21 protein-coding genes are annotated in these 20,106 nt (G+C 67.5%); 12 read left to right on the top strand and 9 right to left on the bottom strand.

The annotated features are described in order from the left end of the window. The 3 genes from ON37_RS07025 to ON37_RS07035 form a co-directional block, all read left to right on the top strand. Positions 1–1,707, top strand: a 1,707-nt coding sequence (locus tag ON37_RS07025) for an NAD-glutamate dehydrogenase domain-containing protein (RefSeq protein ID WP_040717968.1), incomplete at its 5' end; no start/stop codon positions are given. Positions 1,708–1,876: 169 nt separating this feature from the next. Next, positions 1,877–2,332, top strand: coding sequence for an acyl-CoA thioesterase (locus ON37_RS07030; RefSeq protein WP_281004675.1), 456 nt, complete (start codon positions 1,877–1,879; stop codon positions 2,330–2,332). A 25-nt stretch (positions 2,333–2,357) separates the two neighbouring features. Next, entirely contained in the window at positions 2,358–3,011 is a 654-nt protein-coding gene (locus ON37_RS07035) for a DUF8185 domain-containing protein (protein ID WP_040717969.1), read from the top strand. A 1-nt stretch (position 3,012) separates the two neighbouring features. Here the strand turns inward: ON37_RS07035 and ON37_RS07040 are convergent, their stop codons facing one another. Both ON37_RS07040 and ON37_RS07045 read right to left on the bottom strand, forming a co-directional pair. Further along, positions 3,013–3,954, bottom strand: coding sequence for an NAD-dependent epimerase/dehydratase family protein (locus ON37_RS07040; RefSeq protein ID WP_040717970.1), 942 nt, complete (start codon positions 3,952–3,954; stop codon positions 3,013–3,015). Between the two features lie 121 nt (positions 3,955–4,075). Further along, complete coding sequence (locus tag ON37_RS07045) at positions 4,076–4,789, bottom strand: HNH endonuclease (RefSeq protein WP_174362078.1); 714 nt, start codon at positions 4,787–4,789, stop codon at positions 4,076–4,078. 341 nt (positions 4,790–5,130) lie between these two features. Here ON37_RS07045 and ON37_RS07050 point away from each other — a divergent pair, with 341 nt between their 5' ends. From ON37_RS07050 to ON37_RS07070, 5 genes are all read left to right on the top strand, one after another. Next, positions 5,131–5,535, top strand: coding sequence for a globin (locus tag ON37_RS07050; RefSeq protein WP_040717972.1), 405 nt, complete (start codon positions 5,131–5,133; stop codon positions 5,533–5,535). A 174-nt stretch (positions 5,536–5,709) separates the two neighbouring features. Further along, positions 5,710–7,365, top strand: a complete 1,656-nt coding sequence (locus ON37_RS07055; protein WP_040717973.1) for a glycoside hydrolase family 13 protein — start codon at positions 5,710–5,712, stop codon at positions 7,363–7,365. A 50-nt stretch (positions 7,366–7,415) separates the two neighbouring features. After that, on the top strand, positions 7,416–7,694 hold the full coding sequence (gene ctaJ / locus ON37_RS07060) for an aa3-type cytochrome oxidase subunit CtaJ (RefSeq protein WP_040717974.1): 279 nt from the start codon (positions 7,416–7,418) through the stop codon (positions 7,692–7,694). Between the two features lie 10 nt (positions 7,695–7,704). After that, positions 7,705–8,151: a DUF5130 domain-containing protein gene (locus ON37_RS07065; RefSeq protein ID WP_245553095.1), complete on the top strand. Its 447-nt coding sequence runs from the start codon at positions 7,705–7,707 to the stop codon at positions 8,149–8,151. 156 nt (positions 8,152–8,307) lie between these two features. Beyond that, positions 8,308–8,781 (top strand): helix-turn-helix domain-containing protein, encoded by a 474-nt coding sequence (locus ON37_RS07070; RefSeq protein WP_083892786.1) that lies wholly within the window; start codon positions 8,308–8,310, stop codon positions 8,779–8,781. Positions 8,782–8,844: 63 nt separating this feature from the next. Here ON37_RS07070 and ON37_RS07075 read toward each other — a convergent pair whose 3' ends face one another. Both ON37_RS07075 and ON37_RS07080 read right to left on the bottom strand, forming a co-directional pair. Then, complete coding sequence (locus ON37_RS07075; protein WP_040717976.1) at positions 8,845–9,435, bottom strand: ClpP family protease; 591 nt, start codon at positions 9,433–9,435, stop codon at positions 8,845–8,847. 46 nt (positions 9,436–9,481) lie between these two features. Then, on the bottom strand, positions 9,482–10,090 hold the full coding sequence (locus tag ON37_RS07080; RefSeq protein ID WP_040717977.1) for a ClpP family protease: 609 nt from the start codon (positions 10,088–10,090) through the stop codon (positions 9,482–9,484). Between the two features lie 232 nt (positions 10,091–10,322). On the opposite strand from ON37_RS07080, the gene ON37_RS07085 reads away from it, so the two are divergent. Next, a complete protein-coding gene (locus tag ON37_RS07085) occupies positions 10,323–10,778 on the top strand; it encodes an SgcJ/EcaC family oxidoreductase (RefSeq protein ID WP_040717978.1) in 456 nt (151 codons plus the stop codon). Between the two features lie 84 nt (positions 10,779–10,862). On the opposite strand, the gene pepN is transcribed toward ON37_RS07085, so the two are convergent. Continuing rightward, positions 10,863–13,484: an aminopeptidase N gene (gene pepN / locus ON37_RS07090; protein WP_040717979.1), complete on the bottom strand. Its 2,622-nt coding sequence runs from the start codon at positions 13,482–13,484 to the stop codon at positions 10,863–10,865. A 220-nt stretch (positions 13,485–13,704) separates the two neighbouring features. On the opposite strand from pepN, the gene ON37_RS07095 reads away from it, so the two are divergent. Continuing rightward, on the top strand, positions 13,705–14,529 hold the full coding sequence (locus tag ON37_RS07095) for a phosphoribosylaminoimidazolesuccinocarboxamide synthase (RefSeq protein ID WP_040717980.1): 825 nt from the start codon (positions 13,705–13,707) through the stop codon (positions 14,527–14,529). 16 nt (positions 14,530–14,545) lie between these two features. Here the strand turns inward: ON37_RS07095 and ON37_RS07100 are convergent, their stop codons facing one another. From ON37_RS07100 to ON37_RS07110, 3 genes are all read right to left on the bottom strand, one after another. Continuing rightward, positions 14,546–15,769 (bottom strand): RNA polymerase sigma factor, encoded by a 1,224-nt coding sequence (locus ON37_RS07100; protein ID WP_040717981.1) that lies wholly within the window; start codon positions 15,767–15,769, stop codon positions 14,546–14,548. A 6-nt stretch (positions 15,770–15,775) separates the two neighbouring features. Further along, positions 15,776–16,177: a YciI family protein gene (locus ON37_RS07105; protein WP_174362079.1), complete on the bottom strand. Its 402-nt coding sequence runs from the start codon at positions 16,175–16,177 to the stop codon at positions 15,776–15,778. A gap of 97 nt (positions 16,178–16,274) precedes the next feature. Beyond that, the gene (locus ON37_RS07110) at positions 16,275–17,495 is read right to left on the bottom strand and encodes an NAD(P)/FAD-dependent oxidoreductase (protein ID WP_040717982.1); all 1,221 of its coding nucleotides are present in this window, start codon (positions 17,493–17,495) and stop codon (positions 16,275–16,277) included. Positions 17,496–17,643: 148 nt separating this feature from the next. On the opposite strand from ON37_RS07110, the gene ON37_RS07115 reads away from it, so the two are divergent. Continuing rightward, positions 17,644–18,306 (top strand): mycothiol-dependent nitroreductase Rv2466c family protein, encoded by a 663-nt coding sequence (locus tag ON37_RS07115; protein WP_040717983.1) that lies wholly within the window; start codon positions 17,644–17,646, stop codon positions 18,304–18,306. A 104-nt stretch (positions 18,307–18,410) separates the two neighbouring features. On the opposite strand, the gene ON37_RS07120 is transcribed toward ON37_RS07115, so the two are convergent. Further along, a complete protein-coding gene (locus ON37_RS07120) occupies positions 18,411–19,511 on the bottom strand; it encodes a M48 family metallopeptidase (RefSeq protein WP_245553096.1) in 1,101 nt (366 codons plus the stop codon). Between the two features lie 77 nt (positions 19,512–19,588). Here ON37_RS07120 and ON37_RS07125 point away from each other — a divergent pair, with 77 nt between their 5' ends. Further along, positions 19,589–20,059, top strand: a complete 471-nt coding sequence (locus ON37_RS07125; RefSeq protein WP_040717984.1) for a ribose-5-phosphate isomerase — start codon at positions 19,589–19,591, stop codon at positions 20,057–20,059. Positions 20,060–20,106: the final 47 nt, after the last annotated feature.

The raw sequence follows: 20,106 nt of genomic DNA on the forward strand, positions 1-20,106 counted from the left end.
GGGGTGTGGGATCGGACGGTCAAGGCCATCCCGGTCAGCCCGCAGATGCGGCGCGCGCTCGGGCTGGACGACGACGTCGTCTCGCTCTCGCCGCCGGAAATGATTCGGGCCATTCTGCTGGCGCCGGTGCAATTGCTGTGGAACGGCGGTATCGGGACCTATATCAAGGCCAGCACCGAATCCCATGCCGAGGTGGGCGACAAATCCAACGACGCGGTGCGGGTGAATGCGAGTGACCTTCGGGTGCGGGTGATCGGCGAGGGCGGGAATCTCGGTGTCACCGCCCTGGGGCGCATCGAATTCTGCAAGCTCGGCGGCAAATGCAATACCGATGCGCTGGACAATTCGGCCGGTGTCGACTGCTCCGACCACGAGGTCAACATCAAGGTACTGCTGGACGGTTGCGTCTCGGCCGGTGAACTTCCGGTGGAGGAACGCAATCCGTTGCTCGCCTCGATGACCGACGACGTGTCGGAAATGGTGTTGCGGGACAACGTCTCCCAGAACTACCTGATGGGTATGTCGCGCACCGAGGCGCCGCGGATGCTGAACGTGCACACCCGCGTGATCGATGATCTCGAGCAGCGTCGCGGGCTCGACCGTGAGCTGGAGGCCTTGCCCAGCGCGAAGGAACTGGCGCGCCGAGCCGAGGCGGGAACGGGCTTGACCTCGCCGGAACTGGCGAACCTCCTGGCTCATGTGAAGTTGTCGCTCAAGGCGGATCTGCTCGACAGCGACCTTCCGGACAGCGCGTTCTTCGCGGCGCGGCTGCCCAAGTACTTCCCCGCGCCGCTGCGGTCGCGGTTCGGCGCCGCGATCAAGCGACATCGACTGCGCCGGGAGATCGTCACCACGATGGTCGTCAACGAGATGGTCGATCTCGGCGGCATCACCTATGCCCACCGGCTCAACGAGGAGATCGGCGCCAGCACCACCGACGTGGTGCGGGCCTTCGCCGCCACCAGCCAGATCTTCGACCTGCACTCGCTGTGGCAGCGTATCCGGGCGGCCGATGTCCCGACAGCGGTGAAGGACGAACTGGAGCTGGAAACCAAGCGGACTCTCGACCGTGCCTCCCGCTGGCTGCTCAGCAACCGGCCGCAGCCGGTGGCGGTCGGCGCGGAGATCCACCGCTACAGCGGCCCGATCCGGGAACTGGCGCCGAAGGTGCCGGGTTGGTTACGCGGCCATCATCTCGACACGCTGTCCGAATCCTCGGCGAAGATCATCTCCCGGGGTGTGCCGGAGGATCTGGCGACCGAGGTTTTCGGTCTGCTCAACCTGTTCCCGCTGCTCGATGTGGTCGACATCGCCGATATCACCGACCGCAGCGGCGAGGAGGTGGGCGCGCTGTACTACGCGCTCAACGAGCACCTCAAGATCGACTGGTTGCTGCAGGCCGTCAGCCATCTCGAACGAGGCGATCGCTGGCATGCCCTGGCTCGGCTCGCCCTGCGCGACGATATGTACGGTTCCCTGCGTTCGCTCACCCTGGACGTACTCTCCGCCGGTGATCCGGAGGAAACAGCGGAGGAGAAGATCGCGTACTGGGAGTCGAAGAATCAATCCCGGTTGGGGCGTGCGCGAGCGGCGCTGTCGGAGTTGTTCGCCTCCGGAGCCCACGATCTGGCCACGCTGTCGGTGGCAGCACGCCAGGTCCGCAGCATGGTGAGCGGTGTCGGAGCCCAGTCGGAGGTGCCGCGCTGAGGTGCGCCTGCGCCCCGACACTGCATACTGGGTAGCCGAAGCGGCCCCGGCAGCCGATGCCGGGCCGCCGCTTCGAGCTTGCTCGACCGCCCGCGCACCCGAACCAACGCATGACCACGCGGGCGGTACATCCGATCGGAGGTGTAACAGCGTGACCAGTGTCGGCTCGGTGAACGGGTTCCGGAATACCGGCGGTACGGCCGTCCTGCCCAAACGTTTTCACGCCAAGGTCGATGTCCGCTGGTCGGATATGGACGTATTTCAGCACATCAACCACGCCCGCATGGTGACGCTGCTGGAAGAGGCGCGGATCCCGTGGCTGTTCGAGGGCGGTCGGCCGACGGCCGGATTGCGGACCGGATGTGTGCTGGCCGACCTGCACGTTCGATACCGTGGTCAGCTCCGGCACGAGGACACGCCACTGGATGTGGCGATGTGGATCGAACAATTGCGCGCGGTGGATTTCACCATCGGCTACGAGGTCCGCGCCAACGGCGTCGCACTGGACTCTCCGCCCGCTGTGGTGGCCAGTACCCAGATCGCCGCCTTCGACATGAGCACCCAGCGGCTACGCCGGCTCACCGCGGCGGAACGTGAATACTTGAGTCTGTGGCAGGCCGACTAGACGAGACCGACGACGCGACTGTTCGATGCTGCGCATAACCGATCCCGCCGAGCGGGAAAATCTCGCGACCTTTCTCACTCATGCGACCCGGCTGGATCCGGCCGCGGTCATCCGCCTGCACCGGCGCGGGGATCGCTACGTGACCGCTTGGGCCGCAACGGGATTCGAAGTTCTGGCCGCTCGGACCGTGGTCGGTGAACTGGACGTCGCGGACGTCACCGTCGCCGGCGACGCCGCCTTGACCGGACTGCACAGCCCCGGGGCGGACGGCCGGATCGAGGTGGGGTATTCCATGGACTCGGCGTGGCGGACCGCCCTTCCGCCGGCCGCCGGATTCGCTCACGTCGATGATGTTCCGGCGCGGAGCCTGGTCGAGCTGGCCGAACGCGGTGCGCAGGTGGCGGCCGAACACAGCGGTGGCCACGGCCCGCCGGCCTCGCTGTTGGAACAGACGGTACTGACCGTCACCGGCGGTGGAGAGCGGGTCGAGGTTCCGATGCGGGTCGTCTTCGCGCTCACCGCAATGGATTTCATTCCCCACGCCGGTGGTGAGGCGGATTCGCGGCGCATCGCGCCGACCGAGACCGTGCGGGTGCGTGCCAGCCGAACCTGGCTGCGGCTCGACGCACGCTACGGCTCGGTCGCCCGGCGCCGGCACGGTCCGCTGCTGGCGAGCTGATTCACTTCCGCTGTGCCACTGCGGTTTTCCACCACGCGACGGTTCCGGCCGCTACTTCGTCCAGTGGGGTCGGCGCGAGGCCCAGCCGCTGTTCGCTGCGGCTGGAGTCGAGAATGAACGGGCGCTCGAACTGATAGTTCATCTCGGCGAGCTCCCGCATCATCGAGCTCACCACGCCGGCCGTGCGCAGCGTCCACCCGGGTAGCGCGACAACTTTCGGTGCCGGTACCCGGGCCGCCGCGGCCAGGGCGGCCACCAGCTGTCGCATCGAGACGGCCGGCGCGGTGGGGGCGTGCAGGAAGCTGTTCCACAGTGCGCGGTCCGCGGCGGCGCGAATCATGGCGGCGGCGAGATCGGGCATATACGTGAACGAGTGCGGGAGGTCGGCATTGCCGAAGACCTGAACCGTCTTGCCTGCCAAGATGTTCGGGACCATCCGCTCGCCGGCGTGCGAGGTGCGCACATACGGTCCGATGAAATCGGACGCCGCCACACTGACCGTCGCCGTCTCGGACGCGGCGCGGGCGCGCAACAGTTCCACCCGCACGGCGGGTTTCCCGAAATCCGCCGTGCGCGGCATATCTTCGGTCATCGGTCGGTCGACCGGGCCGTAGGAGTACAAGCTCTCCGGGAATACGACCACCGCGCCCGCGCGGCCGGCCACATCCAGCACCGTGCGCTCCGCTCCGGGCAGCTCGGCTCGCCAGGTCCGGGCGGAATAGCGTGAGCCGTGTGTGCAGTGGTAGATCGCGACAGCGCCGTCGACCGCGGCGGCGAGACCCTCGCGGTCGTTGACGTCGACCGCTCGGCGTTCGATCAGCGGATGAACGGGGCCGCTGCCCGAACGGGTGAGGACCCGCACGGCAGCCCCGGTGGCGGCGAGTTGTTCGGCGATCGTGGTGCCGACGGGTCCGGCTCCGGTAACGACGTGCAGGTCTGTCATTGTGCGCTCCAATCTCTTTTGAGAGCATCGCTCTCTTTGATCTGAGCACAGTCTGCATCACGGTGAGAGCAATTGCAAGAGCGCTGCTCACAATTGTGAGTCGCGCACGCTCCAGGCGAGGTCAGGCGGCGCCTTCGCCCAGATACTGCAACCACGCCGGATCCAGCTCCGAGGTGGTCGACAACAGGCGCCAGTGCGGCCCCTGTGGTGAGACGAGGGGGTGGGTCAGGGTCCAGCCCAGCTCGCTGAGCAACTTGTCCGCCTTGCGGTGGTTACAGGGAGCGCAGGAAGCGACGCAGTTCTCCCATGAGTGCGCACCCCCGCGGCTGCGCGGAACGACGTGATCGATGGTTTCGGCTTTCCCGCCGCAGTAGGCACAGCGGTAACGGTCGCGATGCATGAGGGCCGCGCGGGTCATCGGGACCCGGGCGCGATAGGGAACCCGCACGTAGTTGCGTAGCCGGATCACCGACGGCAGGGCGACCGATGCGCCGGCCGAGTGGACGACCGGGCCCTCGGGATTGTGATGAACGGTATCGGCCTTGTCGCAGACCAGCAGCACGATCGCGCGTCGTGCGGGCAACGCGGTGAGCGGTTCGTAGGTGGCATTCAGAAGCAACACCCGGCGCTTGGCCCAGGCGGCGGATTCGATATTTCGGTGCGGGATCGCACCGGGGGACGGATGTCCCGACGCGGCGGACGAATGTCCGGGAGAGGAATATGCGGAGAGGATATGCAGCGGAGTAGCCCCCGACCCACGATTGTGGACATCGGCGGGCTGGAGTTGTCGGTGCGTTCTCGCCTCGTGTGACCGGGCGCCGTGCCGCTGCTTCATTGATGGACCCCGAATTCTGCTAGGTCGGTTCGTGTGCTGATCGGCAGACACTGTCACCAAGTTGACCACGGAACGCGCCCGTGTGCACAGTAATTTCGGTGCCGAAATTGGCCCGGGCTCGCTGATCGCCGGTGGTCGACCGGCAGGCAGGGTTATCCGATGCGGTGTCCGGGCGATTATTCGCGATGTTCACATCACATCGTCGACACAGCGCTGAACGGCGGATGATGCGCCGATGTCCGGTCGGCGTCCGGTCGGCCCGCCGTCCTGCGCGGTGGGCGCCCGCGCTCGCTGCGGGCAGAATGGGAGCGGATACGACAGCGAGCAGATCGAGAGGGTCGATGACTTCCGGCGAACAGACGGCGACATCGTTCTACGAGGCGGTCGGCGGGGCGGAGACGTTCCGGCGGATCGTGGCGACGTTCTATCGGGAGGTCGCCGCCGACGAGATCCTGCGACCGATGTATCCGGAACAGGATCTCGGCCCGGCCGAACGCCGGTTGCGGATGTTCCTCGAACAGTACTGGGGCGGGCCCCGCACCTACTCCGACGAGCGCGGACACCCCCGGCTGCGGATGCGCCACATGCCGTTCTCGATCGGCCCGATCGAACGGGATGCCTGGTTGCGCTGCATGCGCATCGCGATCGCGGAGATCGAGCCCGAGATCCTCGACGACGAGCACCGGCGGGCGCTGCTCGATTATCTGGAGATGGCCGCGAATTCGCTGATGAATTCGCCGATGTGAGTCTTTTCCGATCGATTCGCTCGACGGTCGGCCTTTCCGGCCTCTCCGTTGGCTGCTGTGCAGTTGCTCATTTGTGCCAAATCCGAGTTCTCGATCGGACAGCCGAGCCGGATTTTGGCACTATTGGCGACTGTGACAGCGTCATCGGCCGGGGGACGGGCTGAGCTCGATGCGGTGGGGGTCGCCGCCGGGCAATCGGACGGATCGACGCCGCCGTGGTGGCGTTCGGCGGTCTTCTACCAAATCTATCCGCGTTCGTTCGCCGATTCCTCCGGCGACGGTGTGGGTGACCTGGGTGGTATCCGGGACCGGCTCGGATATCTGGAGTTGCTCGGCATCGACGCGCTGTGGATCTGCCCGGTCATGCGGTCGCCGATGGCCGACGGCGGTTACGACGTCAGCGATCCGCGCGACATCGACCCGCTGTTCGGCGACCTGGAAATCTTGGACCAGCTGATCGCCGAGGCCCATGAACGCGGCATCCGGGTCACCATGGATCTGGTCCCCAATCACACCAGCGATCGGCATCCCTGGTTCGAGGCGGCGGTCGCGGCCGCGCCGGGCAGCGCCGCGCGTGCCCGGTACATCTTCCGTGACGGTCGTGGCCCGGACGGGGCACTGCCGCCGAACAATTGGCCCAGCATCTTCGGTGGTCCGGCATGGACCCGCGTCGTCGAACCGGACGGCACTCCGGGACAGTGGTACCTGCACCTGTTCGCATCGGAACAGCCCGATCTGAACTGGGACAATCCGGAAGTCGTCGCGGATTTCGAGCAGACCATGCGGTTCTGGCTCGACCGCGGTATCGACGGGTTCCGCATCGATGTGGCACACGGGATGGCGAAACCGCCCGGCCTTCCCGACATGGCGCCCGAGATCGTCGCCGCGGTGGGCTTGTCCGCACATCCGTCCGAAGCGGCCGAGACCGCGGACGCGGAGGCGAAACTGCTGGTCCACGACGACAGTGATCCGCGGTTCAACAACCCGGGCGTGCACGACATACATCGGCGACTGCGCAAGGTGTTCGACGAATATCCGGATGCGGTGTCGATCGGTGAGGTCTGGGTCGAGGACAACATCCGCTTCGGTGAATACGTGCGGCCGGACGAGCTCCACCTCGCATTCAACTTCCGGCTCGCCGAAACTCCGTTCGATGCGATGAAAATCCGTGCGGCGGTGGAGAATTCGCTCGAATCGGTGGCCCGGGTCGGCGCCGTCGCGACCTGGACGCTGTCCAACCACGACATCGAGCGGGAGGTGACCCGCTACGGCGGCGGTGACCTCGGTCTCGCCCGTGCGCGAGCGATGCTGCTGGTGGAACTCGCGCTGCCGGGGGCGGTCTTCGTCTACAACGGCGCCGAACTCGGGTTGCCGAATGTCGACGATCTGCCCGAGGAGGTGCTGCAGGATCCGGTGTGGGAGCGTTCCGGCCGTACCGAACGCGGTCGCGACGGCTGCCGGGTGCCGATGCCCTGGGAAGGTACACATCCGCCCTTCGGGTTCACCCGAGCGGCGCAATCCTGGCTGCCCATCCCGGCGGCCTGGGCCGACCGGACTGTGGAAGTGCAATTGGAACAGCTCGATTCGACGCTGTCGTTGTATCGGACGGCACTCGAACTGCGGCGGACGTGCGGCGAATTCGACGGTGACACGATCGACTGGTACGGCGGACCGGAGGACTGTCTGGCCTTCCGCCGGCCGGGCGGCCTGATCTGTGTGCTCAACGCCTCGGCCGCGCCGATCCCGCTCCCGCCGGGGAAGGTGCTGCTGGCCAGTGCACCCCTGCAGGGCGCGCTGCTCGCACCGGATGCGGCGGCCTGGTTGGTCTGACACGAGTGGCTCGAAGCAGACCGCAAACGGTGATCGTCTACCGTTGAGCTGTGAGCATTCTCGAAACAGTGCTGATCTTTCTCGGCATCCCGCTGGTGATCTACGCGGTGATCGCCGGATTGTCGTTCCTCGGCAAACCACTGCCCGGCGAGAAGCCGGTTCACTACGACCTCGGGAAGAAGTGGACCGCGGCGCCGGTGCTGTGGAGCGCGACGGATGAGGTGACCGTTCCGGGCCACCACGTCGCTGAGGCGTCGCATGGTCACCATGCGGCAATCGAATCCACCGGGGCAGATCTGATCGGAGGCCGGGCAAGTGGCAAGTTCTAGTTGGCCTGCGGTGGACGCGTCCACCCTGCCGCACGGATACGCCGTGACCGCGAGTGGCCGGGTCTCCGGTGTGCACGAAGCCGGTGACGTGTTCAAGGAAGCGCCGTTCAGCGATCACGAGCGGCTGCTGATGGACAACACCCTCACCGAGGCGACCCGCACCACCAAGGTGCGGTTCAACATCTACATCGGCGATCTGGGCCCGGATACCGCGGCCGGTGCCGACGCGGTGTTCCCGGCGACCCCCGAGGCGGCGCATTCGGTGCTCATCGCCGTCTCCCCGAACGACAAGGCGGTCGAGGTCCGCTCGGGTCGCGAGGTCGCCGATCGGGTCAACGACCGGATCTGCCAGTTGGGCGCGACCGCGGCGCTCGCCTCGCTGCGGCAGGGCCAGCTCATCGACGGACTGGTGTCGGCCGTCCGCGTGATGGCGTCGGCGATCGGTCGCCCGAGCTGATTCGCATGCACTGATCGGCACGCTCGCGCCGGTTCGCATCAGGGCCACGCACCCCTTCCCAGGATTCGGGAAGGGGTGCGGCTGTTTGTGGGGCCCGAAATCCGCTGAGAGCGTAAGCGGGCTCGCCGAACCGGGTCCCGGCCGTAAGCTCACGACATGGCCGAGTATCCGAGACTGCATTCGATCCCCGGTGGCCGAGACCATGACTCGCCGCGCCCGACCGGCACCGACGGACGCGCGGCGCCCGCGGACTCCGGTACTCGTCCGGAGGTCGTCCGGCCGGTGCCCACGCGCCGCGACCAACCGCGTCCACCGCACCCCGCCGGCGAGCCCCTCTGGCGTGAGGTGCTCGGCTCGCGGCTGCGCGAACTGCGTCGCGAACAGGGCGAGACCCTGACCGAAACCGCCGGCCGGGCCGGGATCTCACCGCAGTACCTGTCCGAGGTCGAGCGTGGTCGCAAGGAACCGTCCAGCGAGATGATCGCCGCGCTCGCCGGTGCCCTCGGCACCAACCTCGCGGAGCTGACCGCCGAGATCGCCGACCGGCTTCGGATCACCCGGCTCGCGCCCGTTCGCCCGCTGTCCGGGCGGCCGCCGGCCGGGCCGACGATGCTCGCGCTCGCCGCCTAGCGGCAGCGCTGGGGGCCGGCCGAGACGCTGTCCGGTCGAGCGACCGCCCCGGCCGGCGCCGGTTCACTGTCGTGACCCGAGAATGGTGTCCGCGAGCCCGTACTCGACCGCCGCCTGTGCGGTGAACACCCGATCCCGGTCGGTGTCGTGGCGCAGCGTCGCCACCTCCTGACCCGTGTGCCGGGACAGGATGGTCTCGATCTCGGCGCGCATGCGCACCAGTTCGTCGGCCTGAATGATCAGATCGGGGATCGCGCCCTGACCGCGGGTGGCCGGTTGATGCAGTACGGCCCGGGCGTGCGGGAGCATCGAGCGGCGGCCCTTCGCCCCGCCGGCCAGCAGTACCGCGCCGACCGCGATCGCTTGCCCGACACACGTCGTCGCCACCGGCGACGAGATGTGCTGCATCGTGTCGTAGACCGCCAGCATCGCCGACAGATCGCCACCCTCGCAATTGATGTAGAGATTGATCTCGTGTTCGGGGTTCTCGGCGTCCAGGTGCAGCAGCTGCGCGATGAGCGCGTTCGCCACCCCGGAATCGATCGGCGTGCCCAGATAGACGATGCGCTCGGTCAACAGATGCGAATAGACATCCATGATCCGCTCACCGCGGGGATGCTGGGCGATGACGTTGGGAATGGTGTAGCTGGTCATGATCGTCCTCCGTGGTTACGCGGGCTGCCGCCTCCGGTCCCGGTACTCACGCCGAGATCCCGACGCGTTGGCGTTGCGGGATCACCTGGTCGAACGAGTCGACGATGTGGTCGATGAAGCCGTACTCGCGTGCCTCGGCGGCGGTGAACCAGCGGTCGTGCAGGGAATCCTCGTAGATCCGGTCGAACGGCTGGCCGGTGTCCTCGGCGATGAGGCCCAGCACCGTGTTCACGGTGTGCCGCAGATCGTCGGCCTGCACCTCCACCTCGCCGGCGCTGCCGCCGATGCCGGCCGACCCCTGATGCATCAGGATGCGCGCGTGCGGCATCGCATACCGGCGGCCGCGGGTGCCCGCGGAGAGGAGGAATTGCCCTGCGCTGCAGGCCAACCCGAGCGCCAGGGTGGAGACCCGGCACGGAATCAGCCGCATGACGTCCCGGATCGCCAGCATCGACGGCACCGATCCACCGGGGGAGTGAATCCACAGGGAGATGTCGGCCTCGGGATCCTCGGCCGCCAGTGTGAGTAGCTGGGTGGTGAGCAGCGTGCCGTTGTCGTCGTCGAGCCCGCCGTCCAGGACGAGGATGCGACGGCTGAGCAGCTGCTCGCGCGATCGCCAACCGAACAGCGGAATTTTGTTGTCGTCGTGAGCCATAGACCCACCGTGCCGCACCTACCGCCAGGAATGCCCGCCGTGCTGCCGAGAGCGGATCTGCCCACAGCAGCGAGACGGAGTCGACCGATCCTGCCGAGCGAGCGTTCGGATGGTGCGGTGTTGTCGCGGCGGCGGAGATCACGACTCGAGGCCGGCGCCGGTCCGGACTGTGAGCGGTGACGCATGCGGCGGGCTTGAGCTCAACCCTGCTCGAGGTTTCAGGATAGGTGTCATGGACAAGACGGACACAACGGACATCGACGCTCCGGTCGTCGCCGACACCAGCGTCGACCACACCGGAGACCGGGAGGCTATTCGCGCCCTGATCGCGAATGTCGAAACCGCGTTCAATGCCAACGACGCCGACCTCCTGGTGAAGGATGTGGCGCGAAACGCGGTGCTGGGCAACGCAGCCGGCGTGCTGATCCGGGGTCGGGACGCGACCCTCGAAGCGAGCCGAGTGGGTCTGGCAGGGTTCTTGAAGGACGAGTACGTGCGCTACGAAGTCACCGATATCGCCTTCCTGCGGCCGGATGTGGCCATCGCGCACAAGGCCGCTCGCGCCGTCACCGCCGACGGTGACCCGATCGACGCCGAGCCGGCAATGGTCGCGCTCTACGTTCTGACGAAAGAGCAAGGGCGCTGGTGGATCGTGGCACGGCACAACACGCCCGTTCCGCGAGCCTGAAATGCCCTGCCGGACAGGATGTTCGGCGAGATCCGGGGCGGCGTCGATCATGTTCGACGGCCGCCGCCCCGGGTCGGGCGATTCTCAGGCGATATCGGCAGCGCGGGCCCGCAGTGAGCGCTCGATTCCGGCCTTCCCCTCGATCACCAAGCGGCGCAGGGCCGGCGGGTGGTCGTCGGCGAGGAATTTGTCGGCCACGGCGACGGCCTCCTCGCTGATGGCCCAGTGCGGATAGAGGCCGACCACCACCGTCTGGGCGACCTCGCTGGAGCGCCGTTCCCATACCGCGGCGATCTCGTCGAAGTAGCGCTGAACGTAGGGCGCCAACAGGTCGCCCTGTCCCACCGGAGCGAAACCGCCGACGATGGCCCGCGCGGTGATATTGGGTACCGAATCGTCGTCCATGACCGTCCGCCACGCCTTTTCCTTCACCTCGGCCTGCGGACGCGCGGTGGCGGCCGCCGCGGCCTGGCGTCGACCCGCGGCGGTGGGGTCGCGTTCGAGTTCGGCATCGATGGTCGGCGTTTCGGTGCTCTCGGCATCGAGTTGGCCGGCCGCGGCCAGCGCCTGCACGATCCGCCAGCGCAGATCGGTATCGACCGCGAGCCCGGGCAGCTGGGCCGCGGCCGGATCGGAATCCAGCAGCAGGGTGCCGAGCACCTCACTGTGCCAGGGGGACAGCCGCGCCGCCGTGAGAGCGTTGACGAACGCCAGCTGATGATCCGAACCCGGCTCCGCCGCGCGCGCCAACTCCAGCAGCCGGTCGGCGAAGGCGGGCCAGCCGGTCTGATCGGCCCATTCCGGGTCGGCGTAGCTTGCCAGCGCGGTATGCGCCTGCATCAGCAGTCGCTGCACGACACCGATTTCGGTTTCCCCGCCGATCCCACGCTGCACCAGCGCCACGAAATCTCGGGCTCGCATCTCGGCCTGACGCGTCATTTCCCATGCCGCCGACCAGCAGAGGGTGCGGGGCAGGGATTCGGCGATGTCAGCGATCCGGGCGACCACCGTGTCCAACGACTGCGGGTCCAGACGCAGCGAGCAGTAGGTCAGGTCATCGTCGTTCACCAGCACCAGCTGCCCGCGCTCGACACCCACCAGATCGGGGACCTCGGTTCGTTCCGCGGCCTCGAGGTCGAGCTCGACGCGCTTGGTACGCACCAGCTTTCCGTCCCGATCGTCGTACACGCCGATGGCCAGGCGGTGCACTCGGCGCTCACCGGCGCCCGGCTCGGCACCGCCCTGGACGACGGCGAACCGGGTGAACTTCCCGTCGGCGTCGACCTCGAATTCGGGGCGCAGCGTATTCAGCCCGGTGGTCTTCAGCCATTGCGCACCCCAGCTGGAAAGGTCACGCCCCGAAGACTTTTCGAGGGCGCCGACCAGGTCGTCGAAGGTGGCGTTGCCGAAGGCGTGTGCGCCGAAGTAGTCCCGCAAACCGGCCAGGAACGGTTCCAGCCCGACATAGGCCACCAGTTGCTTGAGGACCGAGGCGCCCTTGGCGTAGGTGATGCCGTCGAAATTGACCTCCACCGCCGCCAGATCCGGAATATCGGCGGCGATCGGGTGGGTGGAGGGCAGCTGGTCCTGGCGGTATGCCCAGGACTTCTCGACGTTGGCGAAAGTGGTCCAGGCGCCGGTGTATTCGGTCGCCTCGGACTGGCACAGCACCGAGGCGAAGGTGGCGAACGATTCGTTCAGCCACAGGTCGTCCCACCACTTCATGGTCACCAGATCGCCGAACCACATGTGCGCCATCTCGTGCAGCACGGTCTCCGCGCGCCGCTCGTAGGACGCGCGAGTCACCTTGGAACGGAAGACGTAATCCTCGAGGAAGGTGACCGCACCGGCGTTCTCCATGGCCCCGGCGTTGAATTCGGGCACGAACAGCTGGTCGTACTTGCCGAAGACATACGGCACCCCGAAGTTGCGGTGGTAGAAGGCGAACCCCTGCTTGGTTTCGGTGAAAAGCCGTTCGGCGTCCATGAATTCGGCCAGTGAGGCCCGGCAGTAGATGCCCAGTGGAATGGTGGACTGCTCGTCGGTATAGACGTCGATCCACTTGGCGTAAGGTCCGGCGATCAACGCCACCAGATAGGTACTCATCCGCGGTGTGGTGGCGAAGGTGTGCTCGACCGCGGGAGCGGAGCCTGCAGAGCGACCGGACGACTCGGCGCCGACGGTCCGCGTGCCGGTGGCGGCCCCGTTGGAGATGACCTCCCAGTCCGCCGGGGCGGTGACGATCACATCGAAGGTCGCCTTCAGGTCCGGCTGATCGAAGCAGGCGAACATCCGCTTGGCGTCGGCGGTTTCGAACTGCGAGTACAGGTAGACCTTGTCGTCGGTGGGGTCGACGAAACGATGCAGCCCCTCACCGGTGTGCGAGTATTCGCAGTCCGCCTCGACCACCAGCACGTTGTTCTCGGCGAGATCGGTCAGTGTGAGACCCCGTGACTCGTCGTAGCCGGAGACGTCGAGTGCGGTGCCGTTGAGCTCCGCGGAGCGCACGCCCGCGGCGACGATGTCGACGAACGTTTCCGCGCCCGGCGTGGCGGAGAAGGTGACCGTGGAACGAGAGAAGAACGTTTCACCCGCGGCCGGGTCGGTTGGCTGCCCGGTGAGATCGAGCTCGATCCGGTAGTTCTCGACGCTGACCGTCGCGGCCCTCGCGATGGCCTGCTCGCGGGTGAGGTTCGGTGCGGACAAGGAGACTCCTTACACTCGGGCCGTCGGTGAGCCACGCTGCGGATGCACGCGCAACGTTGCCCAGAATGCCACGTCCGCGCCCGCTCGGCTGGGCCGACTGCTCATCCGCACCCCGTCCGTGACGGCTCGCCGCATGCCACGCCACCGAGCGTCCGGCGGCGTCGGGCCGCTCGGTAGGCTGGGCATTCGTGTGCGGTGAACAGCGAAGCGAGGAGGTCCGGTGAAGCACATCCACGCCGGGAAGGTGCGTGATCTGTACGAGGACGGCGATTCGCTGATTCTGGTCGCCTCCGATCGGGTCTCGGTCTACGACGTGGTGCTGCCGACGCCGATTCCGGACAAGGGCGCCCTGCTCACCCAGCTGTCGAACTGGTGGTTCGACTACTTCGCGGACGTACCCAATCATGTGCTGTCCACGACCGACGTCCCGGAGAAATTCGCCGGTCGTGCGGTACGGGTGCGGCCGTTGAAGATGGTGCAGGTGGAGTGCATCGCGCGGGGCTATCTGGTCGGGTCGGGGCTGCAGGAGTATCGCCGCACCGGGGCCGTGTCCGGCGTGCAGTTGCCTCCGGGTCTGCGCGAGGGCGACAAACTTCCCGAACCGATCTTCACGCCGACCACCAAAGCCGCCGCCGGGCACGACGAACCGATCACCTTCGAGGACGTGGTGAACCAGGAGGGCCGCGAGGTCGCGGAGCGGCTGCGCGAGCTGACGCTGCAGATCTACACCCGCGGCGCCGAGCACGCCGCCGCCCGTGGTGTCCTCATCGCCGATACCAAGGTCGAATTCGGTTGGGACGGTGAGGTTCTCACCCTCGGCGACGAGGTGCTGACCTCCGATTCGTCACGATTCTGGCCCGCCGACGAATGGGAGCCGGGCCGCGCGCAACGCTCCTTCGACAAGCAGTTCGTCCGGGACTGGGCCACCTCCACCGGCTGGGACAAGGAGCCGCCCGGGCCGGAGATCCCCGCCGAGATCGTCGCGATCACTCGTGAGAAGTACATGGACGCGTATCAGCGGATCACCGGCAACACCTGGTCCTGAGCGAGGAGCCGGCCGGTCAGCCCCGGCGGAGTTCGGCCGCGCGCAGCATGAGGTAGTCGCGTTCGGGCGTGCTGGTGGTGCGGTGCGCCGCCGCCGTGTACGCCTCGACCGCCGCGGCGCGATCGCCGGCCATCTCGTGCAGATGCCCCCGTACGGCATCGACCCGGTGGTTGCCGCGAAGCCGGTCCTCGATCGAGGCGACCAGGTCCAGCCCGGCCGCCGGCCCCTGCACCATCGCGACGGCCACGGAGCGGTTCAGGCTCACCATCGGATTGTCCGACAGTCGCTCGAAAATGTTGTACAGCTGCAGGATTCGCTCCCAGTCGGTGTCCGCGGCGGAGGCGGCCTCGGTATGCACCGCCGCGATGGCCGCCTGGATCCGGTAGGGACCGCCGAGCCCGGCGGCGACCGCCGTCGTCGCCAGCCGCATGCCCTCGCGGGCACGCGGCCGATCCCACCGGGAGCGATCCTGTTCCGCCAGCGGAATCAGTTCACCTCGTGGGCCGACCCGCGCCTCCCGGCGGGCGTCGGTCAACAGCATCAACGCCAGCAGCCCGGTCACCTCGGGGTCGTCCGGGAGTAGCTGACGGATCTTGCGCGTCAGCCGGATCGCCTCGGCCGCGAGATCGGTGCGATAGAGCTGCGATCCACCCGAGGCGGTGTGTGCCTCGGTGAACATCACGTACAGCACGTGCAGCACCGGGCCCAGCCGCGGGCCCCAGTGTTGCGGTTCGGAACCGGATTCGGCGAACGGTCGCGGCAGCGCCGCGAGCTTCTTCTTCGCCCGCGAAATGCGCTGCGCCATGGTCGCTTCCGGCAGCAGGAACGCGCGGGCGATCTCCTCGGTGGTGAGACCGCCCACCGCCCGCAACGTCAGCGCGATGGCGGCGGCCGGTGACAGTGCCGGATGGCAGCACAGCAGCAACAGTGTCAACGTGTCGTCGGTCGAGGCGACCGGATCCGGTGCGGGCGGTTCCCGCAGCGCCGATGTGGTCTCCCGGTTCCGCCGGGCGATCTCCGACCGCACCGAATCGATCAGTCGGCGCTGCGCCACCTGCAGCAACCAGGCCCGGGGATGGTCCGGACAACCCTGCCGCGGCCACTGGGTGACCGCGGCCAGCATCGCCTCCTGCACCGCGTCCTCGGCGGCGTCGAAATCGCCGTAGCGGCGCACCAGGGTCGCGAGGACCACCGGACCGACTTCGCGCAGCAGCAGGGCCACCTCCTGCGAATCGGACATGGCGGATCAGGTGTGGCTCGCCGGTGCGTCCATCACGGCCCGTACCTCGATGTATTCGCCGATGGGGACCCCGCCCGGGCCGGGCGCGGCCGAGGCCTGCGCGGCGATCTCCAGCGCGCGCTCGTCGCTGTCGACGTCGACGATCCAGTAGCCCGCCAGGAATTCCTTCGTCTCCGGGAACGGGCCGTCGGTCACCACCGGGGCGGAGCGGCCGTCGGAGCTGACGATCCGGGCTTGGTCCGGAAAGGCCAAGCCCTGGGCGTCGACCAGTTCCCCCGAATCCCGTAGCGCCTGGCCGAGCGCGCGCTGGAATTCGATATGGGCGGCGATGTCCTCCGGTGGCCACTCACCGATCGGGGTGTCGCAGTGGGCGGCCGGACTGTAGGTCTTGAGCAGCATGTACTTCACGATGGTCTCCTCGGATCGCGGGCGCGCCACCACGGCGCGCGCACAACGAGGTCGTCGCCGCTCGCGCCCGCTCGACGCATCCGTGCCGTGATGCCGGTCACAATTCGGTCGAGGTGTCGGCCAGTGACCGGGGATCCACCGGCTCGCCGCCGAGGATCAGCTCCTTGATCCGATCGGTGACATCCCAGACGTTCACGTTCATCCCGGCCAGCACGCGATTACCCGAATCCAGCCAGAAGGCCACGAATTCGCGGCTCGCGGTATCGCCGCGGACCACCACCGACGGGTTCGCTCCGGGAGCGACGAATCCGGTGTACTCCATCCCCAGGTCGTACTGATCGGTGAAGAAGTACGGCAACCGGTCGTAGGTCGCGGGACGTTCCAGCATGGTCAGGGCCGCGACCGCGGGCTGATTGAGCGCGGTCGCCCAGTGTTCGACGCGCACGCGCTGCCCGAGTATCGGATGCTGTTGATCGGCGATATCGCCGACCGCGACGATATCCGGGTCGCTACTGGCCAAACTCTCGTCGACCAGTACGCCGCCCTCGACCGCGAGCCCGGCGTCGGCGGCCAGTTCGATATTCGGTCGCGCGCCGACCGCGATCAGCACCGCGTCGGCGTCGACGACCGTGTCGTCGGCCAGCCGCACCCCGGTGGCCTTTCCGTCGGCGGTCACGATTTCGGCGGCCTGCACACCGCAGCGCAGATCCACGCCGTGGGCCCGGTGCAGATCGCCGAAGACGGCGCCCATTTCCGCACCCAGTGCCGCTTGCAGCGGGACCGCGCCGACCTCGAGGACGACCACGTCCAGGCCGGCGGCACGCGCCGCGGCCGTCACCTCGAGACCGATCCAGCCCGCGCCGATCACGACCAGCCGCCGGGCTGATCCGAACAAGGTCAGCAGCGCGTCGGACTGGCCGATGGTGCGCAGCATGTACACGCCCTCGGCATCGGCGCCCGGGATCGGCAACCGGCGCGAGCGGGAACCGGTCGCCAATCCCAATTTGTCGTAGGGACGTGTCGAACCATCCGGTAGCGCAACGGTTTTGGAGGTGCGGTCGATGGCGGTCACGCCGGTGCCGAGCAGCAGCTCCACATCGTGATCGCGATACCAGTCGGCGGTATGTACCGTGAAGTCGGCGAGCGATTTCTTGCCGAGCAGATGTTCCTTCGACAGCGGCGGGCGTTCGTAGGGCAGCTCCGTCTCCTCACCGATCAGGGTGAGGGCGCCGTCGAAGCCGTTGCCGCGCAACGACTCCACCAGCTTCGCGGCGGCCAGACCGCCGCCGACGACGACGAACCTGGAATCTGTGGTCATAGGGGAGAACCTCCGGGCAGCGCCTACCAGGGTCGCATTCGACCCTACTGTGCGATGGCCGAGCGCTCGGGAAATATCGGGAACTTCGCGGCGTTGACGACTGTTGAGGGTGGGGCGCGCGGCCTCCCCATGTTCGAGAGGACAACACGTGAGCGATGAGACGACCACCGCCGGCGGCGGTGCCAAGGATCGTGTCGACTTCTGGTTCGATCCGCTGTGTCCGTGGTGCTGGATCACCTCGCGGTGGATTCTGGAGGTCGAGAAGGTCCGCGATATCGAGACGCACTTCCATGTGATGAGCCTGGCGGTGCTCAACGAGGGCCGGGAGGATCTGCCGGAGCGCTACGTCGAGTTGATGAAGTCGGCCTGGGGGCCGGTTCGGGTCGCGATCGCCGCGGCCGCCGAACACGGGGACAAGGTCCTCTCGCCGCTCTACACGGCCATGGGGACCCGCATCCACAACCGGCGCGAGGAATACGAGCGCGAGGATCGCTTCGAAACCCTCGCCGCGGTCATCGCCGACGCGCTCGCCGAGGTGGGCCTGCCCGCCGAACTCGCCGACGCCGCCACCAGCACCGAATACGACGCGGCCCTGCGCGAGAGCCATCACGCGGGTATGGACAAGGTCGGACCCGACGTGGGAACTCCGACCATCCACATCAACAACACCGCGTTCTTCGGTCCGGTGCTGTCGCGCATTCCGCGCGGCGAGGAGGCCGGCAAGGTGTGGGACGGAGCCGTCGCGCTGGCGTCCTACCCGCACTTCTTCGAGCTCAAGCGGACTCGCACCGAGGACCCCGTCTTCGACTAGATCGGCCGACCGGACGGCACAGGGTTACCGTGCCCTGTGCCGAACCGGGTGCGAATACGGGATTTTCGAGCCGGCGAACCTCTCCGGGAAGATCGACGGCCGGGCTACCGCGGCGGCAGGCCGGGATACTCGCCGTACCCGCGGTATCCGGCGGTCTCCGCGGGCGCGCCCGTCGGCATGGTCGGCGGGTGTCCGGCGATCGGGGGATAGGGCGGTGGCGCCGGGGTGGCCCGGGATGGCGGCGGCCCACTGGGCCGCAGGAACATCCGGCCGTGCCGGCTGCGGTCGCGCAGCGCCCACATCCGCCAGGTCAACACCGGGTGCGAGGACATGGCGTTGACCATCCAGACGAAGAAGCCCTTCTCCTGCGCGGCACGGTCGGCCATTTCGTCGAAGTCGACCAGCGAATTGAGATATTTGCCCCCGGCCAAGGTTTTCATCGCCCCTGGCGCGCCGGTGTGGCGATTGCAGAAACCGTGATTGTCGGCCGTGTACTCCTGCGCGCGGATGAGCGAGTTGCCGATGATCGGCAGGAACGGCACCAGGAACATGCCGAGCTGCCGCCAGTAGGACACATGTCCCGCCGCGATATGACCGACCTCGTGACCGATGATGAACGCGAGCGCATCGGGATCGCGGGCTTGGCCGCCGACCTCGAACAGATCGCTGTAGACGACCACGAACCGCCGAAATCCGTGCCCGGAGGCGAAGGCGTTGATCTGTCCGTTGCCCAGCACCACGTAGGCGTCCGGCACGGTCGCCATACCGAATCGGGCGGCCGCCTCCACCACCATCCGATATCCCTCGGGGAATTGGGTGGGCGACATCTTCACGCCGTTGAGTCGTTGCATCGAATAGGTGGTGCCGCGGCCGAACCACAACAGAATCGGCGCGAGAATCAACAGCAGTACGTAGTAGTTCACCGCCCCGAACAGGAGAAACAGCAAGGCGATGAGATAGCCGGCCGCGGTCGCCAGGATGACCACGATCAGCAGCGGAATCTCCCAGGTGTGCCGGGCCGGCAAACCCCACGGCGACAATCCCCGGGTCGGTTGGTACGGCGGAACGTGCGGCGGAGAGAACGGTTGCTGCGGACCCCATCCGGGCGGGCCGAGCCGTGGATTCCACCCCGCGCCGTCCGTCACCGGATTCCGTCCCTGTCCCTGTTGTGGTGACCGATCGGCCCACTGATCCTCGGACTGCATGGGCTGAACTCTATAGAGAATTCGCGCTCGGCCACCCCGTGCGGCGGCGTCGGCGGAGCCTGACACAATCTGGACCCATGCGCGTATATCTGGGTGCCGACCATGCCGGCTTCGAGTTGAAGAACCAAGTCAAGGACCATCTGACGGAGGCCGGCCACGACGTGGTCGACTGTGGAGCCCACGAGTACGACGCGGTCGACGACTACCCGGCTTTCTGCATCGATGCCGCCCGACGTGTGGTGGCCGACCCGGGCAGCCTCGGCATCGTCTTCGGTGGCAGCGGAAACGGCGAGCAGATCGCCGCGAACAAGGTCCCCGGCGCGCGGTGCGCACTGGCCTGGAGCGTGGAGACCGCGAAGCTGGCCCGCGAGCACAACAATGCGCAGCTGATGGGTATCGGGGGCCGGATGCACAGCACCGAGGAGGCCTTCGCCATCATCGACGCGTTCCTGGCGACCCCCTGGTCGAACGAGCAGCGCCATCAGCGCCGCATCGACATCATCGCCGAATACGAGAAGACCGGGCAGCCGCCGGCGGTGCAGAGCTAGGTGTCACGGGCCGGGTCCAGTACCCGGCCCGGCCGCAGCTGACGCGG

It is taken from the genome of Nocardia veterana NBRC 100344 (assembly GCF_000308855.1).
In the GTDB taxonomy this organism is placed as follows: Bacteria; Actinomycetota; Actinomycetes; order Mycobacteriales; family Mycobacteriaceae; genus Nocardia; species Nocardia veterana.